The organism is Microbulbifer sp. ABF4_143 (assembly GCF_056160225.1).
Map to the genome: position 1 here is coordinate 91,873 of NZ_JBSWWT010000011.1, position 14,091 is coordinate 105,963.

At 63.7% G+C, this 14,091-nt stretch carries 6 protein-coding genes; 3 read left to right on the plus strand and 3 right to left on the minus strand.

The window, feature by feature from the left end; genetic code table 11:
• Positions 1–49 precede the first annotated feature (49 nt).
• Positions 50–2,611, plus strand: a complete 2,562-nt coding sequence (locus tag ACXAF3_RS10570; protein WP_475112261.1) for a glycoside hydrolase family 3 protein — start codon at positions 50–52, stop codon at positions 2,609–2,611.
• Positions 2,599–3,510 (plus strand): DUF4380 domain-containing protein, encoded by a 912-nt coding sequence (locus tag ACXAF3_RS10575; protein ID WP_475112262.1) that lies wholly within the window; start codon positions 2,599–2,601, stop codon positions 3,508–3,510. Before ACXAF3_RS10570 ends, ACXAF3_RS10575 begins: the two co-directional genes overlap by 13 nt.
• Before the next feature lie 229 nt (positions 3,511–3,739).
• Here the strand turns inward: ACXAF3_RS10575 and ACXAF3_RS10580 are convergent, their stop codons facing one another.
• From ACXAF3_RS10580 to ACXAF3_RS10590, 3 genes are all read right to left on the minus strand, one after another.
• Positions 3,740–6,532 carry a glycoside hydrolase family 9 protein gene (locus ACXAF3_RS10580; protein WP_475112263.1) on the minus strand — a complete coding sequence of 931 codons (2,793 nt, stop codon included), beginning with the start codon at positions 6,530–6,532 and terminating at the stop codon, positions 3,740–3,742.
• 413 nt (positions 6,533–6,945) lie between these two features.
• The gene (locus tag ACXAF3_RS10585) at positions 6,946–8,874 is read right to left on the minus strand and encodes a cellulase family glycosylhydrolase (protein WP_475112264.1); all 1,929 of its coding nucleotides are present in this window, start codon (positions 8,872–8,874) and stop codon (positions 6,946–6,948) included.
• 477 nt (positions 8,875–9,351) lie between these two features.
• Positions 9,352–12,636: a TonB-dependent receptor domain-containing protein gene (locus ACXAF3_RS10590; protein ID WP_475112265.1), complete on the minus strand. Its 3,285-nt coding sequence runs from the start codon at positions 12,634–12,636 to the stop codon at positions 9,352–9,354.
• Between the two features lie 402 nt (positions 12,637–13,038).
• On the opposite strand from ACXAF3_RS10590, the gene ACXAF3_RS10595 reads away from it, so the two are divergent.
• Positions 13,039–13,947, plus strand: coding sequence for a DegV family protein (locus tag ACXAF3_RS10595; RefSeq protein ID WP_475112266.1), 909 nt, complete (start codon positions 13,039–13,041; stop codon positions 13,945–13,947).
• Positions 13,948–14,091: the final 144 nt, after the last annotated feature.

Below are 14,091 nucleotides of genomic sequence, written 5' to 3' on the forward strand. Positions count from 1 at the left end.
GGGCCCAGGCCCCGCTTTTTTCAGCAATATCTTTACCCGTGGAGCACTTATGTCCTGTGGAAAACTGTTGGTGACCAGCCTGCTGTTGGCTTGCACGGGCCTTGCGGCCTGTGGCGAAGGCGCGGACCCGAACAGGCAAGAGGCCGCGCCCGAACAGCGTGGCGAACACTGGCCGAAGCTCGAACCGGCGCTGCCACCCGACCCCGCTCTGGAAGCCCGCATCGGCGAACTGCTGTCGCAGATGAGCCTGGAGGAAAAGGTCGGGCAGCTGATTCAGGCGGAGATCAAGTACATCACGCCCGACGATGTGCGCAAATACCATATCGGCGCCATCTTGAGTGGCGGCGGCACCTACCCCAACAACGACAAGTACGCCAAGCCGGCGGACTGGGCGGCAATGGCCGACGCCTTCTACGAGGCCTCGATGGACACGTCCGACGGCGGCGTGGCCATTCCCATCCTCTGGGGCGCCGATGCCGTGCACGGCCACAACAACGTCGTGGGCGCCACCCTCTTCCCGCACAATATCGGCCTCGGCGCGGCGCGCGACCCCGAACTCGTGTACCGCATCGGCCGCGCCACGGCCCGCGAGGTGGCGGCCACCGGCGTCGACTGGACCTTCGCCCCCACGGTGGCGGTCGTGCGCGACGACCGCTGGGGCCGCACCTACGAAAGCTACTCCGAGGACCCGGCCATAGTGCGTCAATACGCCGAACAGATGGTGAAGGGTATTCAGGGAGACAAGGACAGCGATGCCTTCCTCCAGGGCTTTCACCTCCTCTCCGCCGCCAAACACTTCATCGGCGACGGCGGCACCAGCCGCGGTATAGACCGTGGCGATACCCGGATCGGCGAGCGGGAACTGGTGGAGATACACGCAGCGGGCTATATCAGCGCACTGCAGGCCGGCGTCCAGACGGTGATGGCCTCTTTCAACAGCTGGAACGGCGAACGCCTGCACGGCCACAAATATCTGCTCACCGATATTCTCAAGGAGCGCCTCGGCTTCGACGGCTTCGTCGTCGGCGACTGGAACGGGCACCGCTTCGTGCCCGGCTGCAGCGTCGACAGCTGTGCCGCGGCGATTAATGCCGGCCTGGATATGTTTATGGTGCCGTCGGACTGGAAGGCGCTGTATCACAACACACTGGCCCAGGCCAGAAGCGGCGAGATTTCCGCCGCGCGCCTGGATGACGCCGTGTCGCGCATCCTGCGGGTCAAACTCCGCGCCGGACTCTTCGAGCGCAGCAACAGCCTCGCCGGCAAAGAGGGCATTCTCGGCAGCCCCGAGCATCGCGCCCTGGCCCGCGAGGCGGTGCGCAAATCCCTGGTGCTGTTGAAGAACAACGGCGGCCTGCTGCCGCTGGACCCGCGCCAGAAGATACTGGTCGCCGGAGACGCGGCGGACGACATCGCCAAACAGAGCGGCGGCTGGACCATTTCCTGGCAGGGCACCGGCAACAGCGATGCGGATTTCCCCAGCGCCACTTCCATCTACGACGGCATCCGCGCCGCAGTCGGCGCCGCCGGTGGTGAAGCGGTGCTGAGCGTCAGTGGCGACTTCTCCGCGGAGACCTTTGCCGATGGCGGCAAGCCCGATGTGGCCATAGTGGTCTTCGGCGAAGACCCCTACGCCGAGTGGCACGGTGATCTGGCCAGTATTGAATACCAGCTGGGCAGCAAGAAGGATCTGGCGCTGCTGAAAAAACTGCGCGCCGAGAATATCCCGGTTGTCAGTATTTTTATCTCCGGTCGCCCCCTGTGGGTCAACAAGGAGCTGAACGCCTCGGACGCCTTCGTCGCCGCCTGGCTGCCGGGTTCGGAGGGTACGGGAGTCGCGGATGTGATTTTCACCGACGCCAACGGACAGCCGCAGTATGACTTTGTCGGCCGCCTCTCCTTCAGCTGGCCGCACCTGGTGCACCAGACGGTGCTGAACCGGGGAGATCGCGACTATGCGCCGCTGTTCGCCTACGACTTCGGCCTCAGTTACAGCGACAACACGCAACTCAGCAACAACCTGCCCGAAGACGGCGACACCTATGCCCTCGGCGCCCTAGAGGACGCCTGGCTGATGGTCTCGCGGCCGCGGGAACCCTGGGGGCTGTATATCGCCGACGCGGAGCCGGCACCGATACCGGTCAACGGCAACCTCGCCAGCAGCGGCGACGGCAATGTCACCGTGGCCTCTATCGACATGGAATCCCAGGAGGACGCGCGCCTGATCGACTGGAAAGGCCTGCGTCGCGCCAGCGTGCAGCTGCGCGCGGAAAATCCCCAGGACCTGACCCGCTATCTGGCCGAAGACGCCGCGCTGACCATGGATATCCGCGTAGACCGGCGACCACAGGCGCCCGTGTTCGCACAGATCGCCTGCGCGGACGACTGCTCCGCACAGCTGCCCCTGCAGGAATCTCTCGGCGCGCTGCCGCAGGGGGACTGGTCGCAGCTGTCCATCGACCTGCAGTGCTTCGCCGACAGCGGCGCCGACTTCTCGCGCATTTCACAGGGGCTGACCCTGACCAGCGATGGCGCTCTGTCTTTGGCGGTGGCCAACATCAAGTATGTGCCCGGGGCCGCGCAGAGCGCGGAAATCCAGTGTCGCGGCTGACGGCGCTGGCGGCGGCACTGGCGCTGGCCACAGGCAGCGCGCACTGCGCCGGGATCACGTTGGAACGGGCACCGCTCAGCCTGACACTGGACCCGCACACCGGCGCGCGGGTGACGTCGCTGCGCTACGGAGACCGGGATCTGCTCGCGCTCAGCGACAGCGACGGCAGCAACTATGGCTCCACCTTTTGGCTCAGCCCCCAGTCGCTGTGGGGCTGGCCGCCGGTCGCCGCCCACGACAGCGGCGCCTACGCACTGCTGCAGCAGACGCCGTGCAGCGCCCGCCTGCGCAGTGCCGAGGGTGCGGGCGCACGGGTGGAGAAGCGGCTGCAACTGCTGGAAGGGGGACAGGTAAGGCGCGATTACCGCATCGACGCCACGCGGGACTTCGACCAGGTGGCGGCCTGGGAGATCACCCGCGTCGAGCGCGCCGGGGTGGCCTTCGCCCCGGTGCGCGCGGCCAGCGTGCAGACGGTGCGCGGTTCTGTAGAGCACCGGATCTCTGACGGTGTGCTCTGGCTGGATCTGCAAGCCGATACACCGCTGCGGGAGGGCAAGCTGATCGCCAACGGCAGTGAAGGCTGGCTCGCCTATGCGCGCGACCGACTCCTGTACCTGATCGCCTACCCGCCGGTGGCGCCGGACCGGGTGGCCGACGGCGAGGGCGATGTCGAACTCTACCTGAGCGGGCGCCACCCCTATCTGGAGCTGGAGGTGCAGAGCGCCGCGCAGCGGCTCACCAGCGGCGACACCCTGCACTGGCAGACCCGCTGGCTGTTGGCGCCCATTCCCGAACACATAACAGTATCCGCCGGCAGCGCCGAGCTGCTGGCCTTCGCGCGGCGCCAGCGCGCCGCCGTCCGGCTCTCCGCCGCCGACACAACCTCCGGACCTCAGTGACATCCACGAACCTCCCCGAAAGCGGGAGGCAACCCTGCGATTGGCACTCCGGCATTCCTCTGATTCACCCGGCAATCCAATAGGTGATCCTTCCCCCATTGGATTGGCATCCTTGAAATAGCGGCGCAACTGCGCGGAGCGCGTCCAGGTACGCTGCGGCACCATTCAATGAGAAGAAGGCGGCGGGAAAAAATGCGGGCGGCAGTGCCGCCCGCCAAGAGGGAGGAGATCAGTCGGTGCGGCAGGTGGGCGCCTGGAAATTGCCCCCGTGCGTGCCCTGGAAGCCGAAGTCGGCACTGGCGCCCGGCTGCAGGTGGCGGTTCCAGTCCAGATTGGCCGCGGTCACGGTGCGGCCGTCGGCGGAGACTTCGAAGTCGGCGTTCCAGCCATTGACGAAGCCAATGGGTTCCGCGAACTCCAGTGTCACCTGCCAGCCGTCCACGGCGGTGTCGCCGTCGTTGCTCACCGTAACGCCGTTCAACACAAAGCCGTCGTTCCACACATCGCTGATGCCGAGGCTACATCCCAGTGCACCGGCGACCGGCTCGTAGACTTCCACCGAGACCCTGTCGCTCGCGCTCAGCTCGGCGCCCTCGTCGTCAGTGGCGACCAGATCCAGCTGGTAGAAGCCCACCGCGCCCGGCGCCGGCGCGACCAGAGTGCCGGAGCCTGTGCCGCTGTCCACCAGGGCCCCGTCCAGATACAGGTTCACGCCGGCGGCATTCTGCAGGCTGTACTGCACCGCGATGTCGCTGCCCAGCGTGAAGCGCTGGCCGTCCGTCGGGCTCGAGATGCTGACGGCGGGCACCTCCGGTGCCTCCACGCTGATATGCACGCTGGCCGGACTGGAAACCGCCCCCGCGTCGTCGGTGACGGTGAAGGTGAAGCTGTCGCTGCCGAAGAAGCCGGCCGCCGGTGTGTACAGGCGGCTGGCGCCGCTGCCGCTCAGGCTGCCGTTGGCGGGCCCACTTTCCACTGTGAAGTCGACGATACTGCCGTCGCTGTCACTGCCGCTCAGGGTGATCGCCAGCGGGCTTTCATAGGGCGTCGACAGACTCTGAGAGTGCGCGCTGGGCGCGCAGTTGACGCCTGTGTCGCCGCCACAGCCGCCGCCCGGCTCCTGCCCCCAAAGCAGCTCGTCTCCATCGTAGAGGGCAATGCGCGGCGCCTGTTCGCGGCTGCTGCCGTAGTCGTCCCAGGAGGGGTCGTTGGTCGGATCCCAGGGCGCGCCCTCCGGCACGGCGATGCGGAACTGCACCTCCTTCTTGGAGTGCGACTGGCCACCGGGATAAATCTTCACGCCGGCGAAGGGGACTTCCACGTAATAGAGGTTGTCCGTCGGATCCCCCCAGGGGTAGGGACCGGTGTAGCCGCTGCCCTGGTTGTAGGCCGAGGTGAGTATCAGGTCGTCAGCGCTATAGCCGGCGTCCACCAGCTCGGAGATATCGATCCAGTAGCGCAGGCGCAGGTTCTCGGTCATGCGCGCCGGCCAAGCGCTGCGGTTGTGTGGCCGCGCGCTGATTTCCGTGTGGCGGGTGCCACTGGAATTGAGCCGGGCGTCGACAAAAAACTCCAGGTCGCGGGCCTCCGGCGCAGGGAACTGGCCCTCCGGAATGGGATCGCCGCCGAAGTCGAGCCACAGGCGTGCGAGCGCGCCGGTAAAGGCGGCGTTGTAGTCGGTGGCAACCTCGTTGAGGATATAGTCGCCGCGATCATTCTCGAAGTTGTCGTTGGTGTCCGGACCACCGACCAGGGCGCCGACCAGCGTGTGGCGGTTGGCCACCGGCTCCTGCAGGCTGTCGTTCCAGGAGCCATGGGCGGTGCGATGGTGCGGAGAGAGCGGATAGACGCTGCCGTAGCCTATCTGGTAGCTCATATTCATCGGGTTGTCGCCGAGCAGATACTCCAGCTGGCTGACGGCAAAATCGTAATAGATCTGCACCCGCGGGTTGGCCGGCTCGAGGGACTTCAGGTAGTCAGAGTAGATCAGGGCGATAAAGGCGGTATTGGACGCGTAGCGCGCCGCGCCCCACTGATCCAGGTGCGCGAGACCGCCGGGCGTGTAGGTCACGCGGCGGCCGTTATAGCCGGTGGTCCAGTAGTCGAGCCAGCGCTCGGCATCGGCACGGTATTCCTCATCGCCGGTCAGAGCCGCCATCAAGACATAGCTGCCGTAGCTCTTGTCGTCCCAGGCGTGGGTCCAGCCGTAGGCCTTCACCGGCTCCTGCTGCTCGTTGCCGAGATCGTTGTAATAGAGCCTAGCCTTGTCCAGGTAGCTGCTGTCGCCGGTGGCGCGGTAGAGCCAGGCGGCCCCCCACACCAGCTCGTCGTTGTAACCGCTCCAGGAGTTGTAGAAGGCGGTGGCGTCGGTGATGCAGTCGCTGTACTTGCCGCGGTAATTGTCGGCGAAACTGTAGAGCTGTTCAGCGTGATCCAGTAACTGGGCGGCATAGTCCGGGTCGGAGGACTCGAACACCATGGAAATTGCCGCCAGGGCTGCGGCCGTCTCGCCGGCCAAATCGGAGCCGGGGCAGTTGGCATCTATTTTGAACGACGGGCGCGGCATCTGCATGACTTCCGCCGATCCCCACCAAGCGTGGTCGACGGCCCCCTCGCCCACCTGCCCCCACAGCTCGTTGGGCGCCGTGTGGGCCTTGACGAAGTAGTCGGCCACAAAGCGCAAGTTGTTTTTCAGGTGCTGCATCTGCCCCGTCTGTTCATAGGCGGAGGGGTATTCCAGCGCGCCCCAGGCCAGCATGGTGGCGCTCGCCGCCATAGGGAAGCCGAATTTCACATGGTCCCCGGCATCGTACCAGCCGCCCCGCAGGTCGACATTGTTATCGGCGCCGTCTTGCATGCCGGAGTCACCGCGCCACTCGTTGCGGTTCCAGGGTGGAATGGGTCCGGACTGTTGGGCCTCATAAAAATAAATGGATTTTTGCAGTGCCTCGCCGTAATTGTGAGCCAGCGCCTCGCCCGAAATGGCGAGTGCGAGCGCACACAGGGGTTGGCAGATTCTCATCGCTCGTTTCATATTGCAGACCTCACTCAAGTTTTTATTTTGGAGAACCTGAACTGCCCGAGCTGACGTGTATTTGCGCCGCCAAGTGACATTAAAAATTCGAGTTCAGCGACGTTAATTCACCGCGCTACACGCGCTCTCAGATTTTTTTGCCATTACCGTCAATGGCCTCTGCAAGATAAAGGCCGCCGTGCGGCCATGGCGTCCAACTACAGGAATTCCCAGGACAATTAGTATCGATGGACGCGGTCAGACTTTGCGCTTACTTCAAGTTGAACCGGCATCCGGGCAAACTGTGAAAAAAACCGCCGGAAATGCGAATTGATTCTCAGAGACCCTCCGGAAAACAGGTGGCGCCAACCTGGCACCACCTGTGCCAATAGGCATCTGGCAGATGTATGGCGGGGTCCGTATTACTGCTCACCGCCCCAAAGCCGCTCCAGCAGGTTGGTTTTACGGGCGTCGAACGGCAGCCACTCCCCCCAGCCGGCGGTATTGGAAATCGGGTCGTAGGCGTGACCGTACCAGCCACCGGTATCGCCCGACTCCGGATTGATGGACCAGTAGCAACCCTGGATATTCTTTTCCACCATGTAGTCGACGAAAGCCTCCTGCCACTGTCCGTCCACCACACCGGGTTCGATATGGCTCCAGCGCTGCTGGTCGCGCAGGGCGGCCTTGTCCGGCCAATCCAGGTTGCCGCCGAACTCCCCCACCACCACGGCGTAACCCAGGTCGCGCAGATAGCCGAAATGCTCGTCCCAACCCGCGCGCAACAGCTCCGGATTTATCACGATATTACAGCCGGCATCCCCGGCGGCATCGCCTTCGAGTCCCTCGCAGTGGGGTTGTGCAGGATCCATAAACATCTTCTGCACGAACACCGAGGGGCCGTAGGTGTGCGGTGAATAGACCAGGCGCTCGCGCAGCACCGCGGGCGGATTGGCGCCGGCCTCGAACAGGTTTTCACCCCAGTTGGGATTGGTGGCCTCGTCTCCGTGCGGCACCTGCACGATGGACTCGGGCGAGCCGTCCTGATTGCCGGCGGTTGCGGAAACCCCCTGCACGAACAGCAGCAGGTTGGGGTTCACCTCGTCGATGGCTTGATAGGCAGCCTCCACCAGGGATTTCCACTCCTCCCAGGTGTAATCCCAGGGCTCGTTGAAAATATCGATACCAATGACGTTATCCACCCCTAGCTGTTGCGGCAGCGCGGCGAGTGCGCGCAGATCCTCGAGCCAGGCCGCCTCATCGTAAGGCTGGATGCGAGTCACCGAGTCCGGATTGCCACTGGCGGCGCAGGAGCTGTCCTCGCGGGCGTAGTCGTACAGTTCCCGCTCGGCGTCCACATAGGGTGGCCGCGCATCCAGGCGCCCGGCGCGCCAGCCCACATAGTTGGAGCAAGAGTGGATATCCAGCATCACCTCGATGTTGTTCTGGTCTGCCGCCAGGATAAATTCCTCCATGGCCTGACGCGCGTTTGGCACCTGCACCGACGGGTGATTCTTCAACATGCTGCCGCTGCCTTGGGGGTCATCCGGATCGAGGGTTTGCGGCACCACCGGGAAGCGCACCACATTGATCCCCATGGCGGTTATTTCGCTCATGGTCTGCTGAATGGTGCGGCCGGTACCGGCGCCCCCGTTGGCCCAGAAGGTATTGCCGATATAGAGTTCCATGGGCGCGCCGCTCGGATTGACACTGTCGTTGGAGGGCTCGTGGCGCCCCTCGAGTCCGAACCAGGAACCGCAGCGCACCGGCATCACTTCCCCGTTGCGGGTGATATTGCCCGCCTCGTCGACCCTGAAGCTGACGTCGCCCCCGGACGAACTGGATCCCCCGGAAGAGCTGGATCCGCCGGAAGAGCTGGATCCGCCGGACGAGCTGGATCCGCCGGAGGAGCCCGAACCGCCGGACGAACCGGAGGAGCTCGACGAGCTCGAAGAACCGGATCCGCCGGAGGAGCCGGACGAGGATCCGCCACTGTCGGCGCTGGCAATCACCTCTACCGGAGACACATTGCCCGGCTGCGCGGTAAAGCCGACGCTGAACTGTGCCCCCGGTGCCATGGTCCGGTTGTAGTCCGCCGCCTCCACCACATAGTGACCACCGGCAGCGGAAACGATGCTGCCATTCCACAGGTTGTCGATGTTCACCGCCAGGTCGAATGCCAGCGACCAGTCGCTAACCGTCTCTGCGGTGTCATTGACGACGGTGATTTCCATCTGCACGCCGCTGCCCCAGTCATTGACGACCTGCATCGTCGCCTGGATGGCGAGCGCCGAAGCTCCTCCGGCAAGTAGCAGTACTGCGCAAAAGCCGCGCATTATCTTTTGTAACATCACGCTTTCTCCCAATTGAAGTTTTTATCCTGCGGCGCCTTGCGCGGTGTCCCTCGCGCAAGGCGCTGCGCCGCACTGCCAACAGCAGGCAGCAGCACGGGGTTTACGCTGGCACAGCGCCAGCGGGGCGCATCCCTGCGCCGCATTGCCGGGCCGATACACCGGTGGCCCGGCAATATCTTCTGGAGCCGCAAACTCGGAACAATCAGCCCGCCGTGCGGCCGTTGAGGGGCGGGGAGCGCAGTGTATGGCGGCGGAAAAACCGCCGGAAAAACGGGGTGCGCACCTCACGGCATCGCGTCGAAAACGGCAGGCAGCAAGAGCGGCGCCGCTGACTTTTTTCCGGGTGCGATATGAAACAGCTGAAATGATTCTTGTGTATTTATTATTGTTTTTTGCACTACGTATTTTTCGAATACGCCGATGTGACCACGAAAAAGGGGCGGAAGTCACGCTTCCGCCCAAATCGCACCACAATCACATGCGATAGTTAACCCCGACAACGACACGGGGCTCGGAGAGGACATAGGTCATGGGGTTGGAAGAGAATTCCAGATAACTGCTCTGCTGCTCCCCGGTGATATTGATCGCCTCGGCGGTGACGGAAAGGTTGTCCAGTGCGTGCCAGGTCAGGTTGGCATCCCACTGGCCGTAGTCCTCGTAGAACTCCGCCATGGCCGGGGTCTCCACGCTGCCGAGCACATGGTTCACCAGACCGAAGTTGGGCCTGTAGGGAGACAGGTACTCATCGCGCCAGGTGTAGGCCAGCCGCGCACTCAACACATCGTTTTCGAAAAAGCCGATCAGGTTGAAGGCGTTTTCCGATACCCCCGGCAGGCCCAGGTCGTCGCGGGTCAGCGAGGTGACCGAGGTGGTGCTGTCGGAGAAGGTGTAGTTGAAGGCGTATCCGAAGCCATTGTCGAACGACTGCTGCAGCGCCAGTTCCAACCCCTTCACGCTGCCGCCATCTCCGTTCAGTGGCCGGGTCACACCGCCGGTGCTGGCGCCCGAGGGGCTGAAGTCCGGTTGCGTCTCGGTGCGCGTCTCGGCGGCGATAAAAGTGTCCACCGCCTTGATAAACGCGCCCACGGAGAAGTAGCCCAGCTCGCCGAAGTACCAGTCGTGGGCGATGTCCGCCTGGGTGGCGCGGTAGGGCTCCAGTCCGGGGTTACCGGCGCTGCCGCCGGTGAACTGATAGTAGTCTCCGCCACCGGCCACATTCACGCGGGTGTAGTTCTTGGAGAAGCCCTTGCCCATGTCCTGCAGGTTCGGCCGCGCGATGACCTTGGCGGCGGAGAAACGCAGCTTGCTGTCGTCGCTGGTTTCCAGCGCGAAGTTCACGCTCGGCAGCAGATCCCAGTAGCTCTGCTCGCTGGTCTCCCAGCTGTAGGTGCCGTCCAGCAGCACACCCTGGCCATTCCAGCCGTCGGAGGCCAGGGAGTAGAGGTTCGCCTCCGGCGAGGTGACCACCGAGGTGATCTCCACATCGGTGCGCACCACGCGCAGGCCGACATTCAGGTCGTAGGGAATGGTCTCGCCGCGGAACAGCGCCTCGGTGTAGAAGGCACTGGTGGTCTGGGCCGCGGCCCAGGATTCGAGCGGCACCATCATCAGGCGCGATTCGGCGTTCGGCGCTAGGCTGTCGTGCCAGGCAGCCACATCATCGCTGATGCGGCTGGCGTCGGGCATGATGACCCCGCCCTGATAGCCTCCGGACGGAAAGAAATCACTGATGCTGGTGTAGGCGCCGGGATTCATCGCAAAAGTCTGCCAGGGAATGATCCCGGGGGAGTTGTGCCAGCGCCCGAAGGCGACACCATAGAGCGCCTCGGACATGGGGATGCCACTGGAGGTAGTGAGATCGCCGGCCTTGGAGCCAATCGCCGCGTCGTGGAAATAGCCCCAGGGGCCGAACGGCTGGTTGTCGTCGAGACCGTCGCCGTCGATATCGCAGCTCCGCCCGGCGGGGATGCCGCCGTTGCCGCACAGGTCGTAGTAGACCGCTTCGGCAATCCCCGGATTGCCGGCGCCCGGATCCGCGTCGGGATCAAAGGTAGAGGCGGAGATCAGGTTGCCGTTCTCGTCGAAGCGGGCCGGTTGCGCGGCGCCCTGGGTGGTAGAGAAGTCGGTGAGGAAGCGCAGCTCCTCAAACTCCACATCCTCACCAGCCAGGCGCAGGCCGAACTTCAGCGTTTGCAGGTCACCCATAGCGATGTCGTACTCGAAGTCGGCACGCGCGGACCAGTTGTCGTACTCCACGTCGGAACCCAGAGCCCAGGCGGACTTGTAGTTGCGCAACGCCGGATCCTGCAGCCAGGAAGCGTCGTGCAGGGCCAGGTTCGGGCGCTCGCCAGCGCTGAAGCGGAAGCCGAAGTCCCCACTGCCGGCGCCGACGTTGTTGGGCGTGTGGGCCCAGCCGGTGGCGCTGTCATCGGTGCCGACAAAGGTGGTTACGTTGTAGGGGGTGATGCGGGAGTCCATGTAGCCGGCGCGTTGCGCCTGCTCGGCGCGGGCGTAGTTCAGGCTGCCACTGGCGCGGAAGGCACCGCCGTCGTCGAAGCTCAGGCGCAGGGCGAAGTTGTCGGCGGTGGATTCGCTGGTTTCACCGGCGGTGTTGCTCTCCATGCCGGCACCGTTGGCGTTGAATACCGCCGACTCGATCACCGCCACCGGGCCGCTGCGATCGAGGCTGTAGGGCTGGCTCTCGTCGAAGCCGGCAAAGCCGTCGGTAGCCATTGGGTGTTTCATCACATACTGGTGATTGACCAGTTGCAGCTCGTTGCGGAACCAGTCGAAGCCCACCTCGATGGACTCGCTCGGCCGCCACTGCAGGTTGATGGAACCGCCGATCCGCTCCCGCTCGGCCTCGCTGTCCATGACATAGTACATGCCCGGCGCCACGTAGGGGGTCCCGCCAAATTCTCGCACCCTGTTGAGAAACTCGTCGAACGACATATCGGCGCCGAGCTCCTGCACACTGACGCCGCGCTCGGCGGCCAGTGCGTCAAAGCCCGCTGCCACGTCCGCAGCGTTGGTGGTCAGAATGCCGGTATTTTCGCGCGAGAAGTTCTGGATGCTGTCGGTATGTTGGGTTTTATTGGTGCTACTCAGGGTCACGATGGCGGCGAACTTATCGGCCCAGTTGTTGCCGAGCACCAGGAAGCCGGACGGCTGCGCGTCGGCGGAGTGCTCGCCCTGATCCACCTTCAGGTTTGCCGCCACCAGCGGCGCGTCCAGCGCAAAGGCGCTGCGGGTCTTCAGGTTGACGACGCCGCCCATGCCCCCTTCGACCATGGAGGCGGTCGGCGTCTTGTACACTTCCACGCCGCTGAGCAGTTCCGCCGGCACCCCTTCGAGGGAGCCGTCAAACTCCTGCTTCCACTCGTTGAGCTGGAAATACTCCATGCCAGAGGTGAAGCGCTCGCCGTTGAGTAGAGTCACGTTCTGATCGAGGCCGCGGATACGCACCTTGGTGCCCTCGCCGTCGCGGCGCTCTATCTGCACGCCGGGCAGGCGCTGCAGTGTCTCGGCGATATTCTGGTCGGGCATTTTGCCGATGTCGTCCGCGGTCACCGCCTCTACAAACGCGGTGGCGTCTCTGCGAATATCGATGGAGCGCTGTAGCGAACTGCGGATACCCCGCACTTCAACTTCTTCTAGAGTTGCATCGGCGCTGGTCCCTTCCTGTGCCAGCACGGGCGCAGCAGTACCGAGCGTCACCATACCAATCGCCGCTGCCAGGGGTTTCATTATTCTTGTCATCACTTTTCCCAAATCCTGTTAATTATTGTTGTTGGCAAAGCGTCCACTCCGCGCCTGACTGCTGTCGAGGCGCTTTGCCACCACAGTCCTGACCATCACCAGGCGGAACGCAGGCGCAGCGTTCGTTCTTCTACGGAGACAGTCCAGTGGATTATTAGGAGAGGGGGCCGGAAATCGTCGTCCGGCTTTGCGTCGGAACAGAAGCTTTTACCTGGTCTGAATATCCAAGCGTGCATTTTTACCGGACAACAGCGGCACTGACTGATTGACGCCGCGGATACCGCATAGCACGCCGATCCCCCGACTGGGGTTACGGGCTCTTTGAACTATGCCTTGCCAGCCCCAGGTGGTAAATTTGCGCGCCAAATCAAGCACCCGACCACAGTTGTACAGTATTTAATCATGACCCAGTTAGTTGTAGATTCCGGTTGCGACCTGCCGGATGATTTTCTGCGCAAGTTTTCCATTCCCGTACTCCCCCACTCGATCACTGTCGGCGATGACACCTTCGGCGATCAGCGCAACCCGGCGAAGATGAGCCACTTCTATTCCATGTCTCTGGTCGACCGCTCGCGCCAGATAGCCACCGGTCCCGCCGGAACCCGGGAAATCGGTGCCATTCTGCGCGATATGGTGGACAAGGGCTGTAAAGACATAGTGGTGCAGACCATCAACGGCACCAACAGCCCCACTTACAAGAACGCCCGAACCGCGGCGCGCGTGCTGTTGAACGACGACGACATCGGCGACGATGTGCAAATCCACACGGTGGACTCCCGCACCCTCTTCTCGGGCCAGGGGCTGCTGGCGCTCTACACACTGATGCTGATCCGCAAAGGGCTCCCGAGTGGGGAAATTGCCGCGAAGGCGGAAGCGTTCACCCGCCGGATCCACGGCTATGCGGCAATCAAGGATGTCTACTATGTGCGCGAGCGGGCGCGCCGCAAAAACGAAAACAGCGTCAGCTGGCTCAAGGCCATCGCCGCGCGCCACCTGGACCTGCACCCGATACTGTCGATGCACCCCCAGGGCAGCACGGTGACCGACACGATACGCGGCTACGACAACTGCACCGAGGCGCTGTTCAAACTGGCGGCGGACAAGATCCGCGCAGGGGAACTGCTGGTACCGATGGTTGTGACCAGTATCGCCGGCAAGCTTGAAGCGTTGGAGAAGACCCCGGGTTTTGCCGAACTGGAGAAGGTGGCGCAGGCGCACAAGGTCAAGGTCTACCGCTCGGTGATGAGCCTGTCCGGCGGTATCAACCTGGGGCCGGGGACTGTGGCCTTGGCGCTAGCGAGTAAGGAATAAGGCGTTGGCAACCAGGGAATAAACTGGCGGCGCCGTAGGGGCCTGCTTGCAGGCGAAAAGCTACGGCGCTCCAGTCCTTTCGCCTGCAAGCAGGCTCCTACAGCCACTGCCTAAGGCGCAGGCTTCGCAGGATGGGCACGTCGC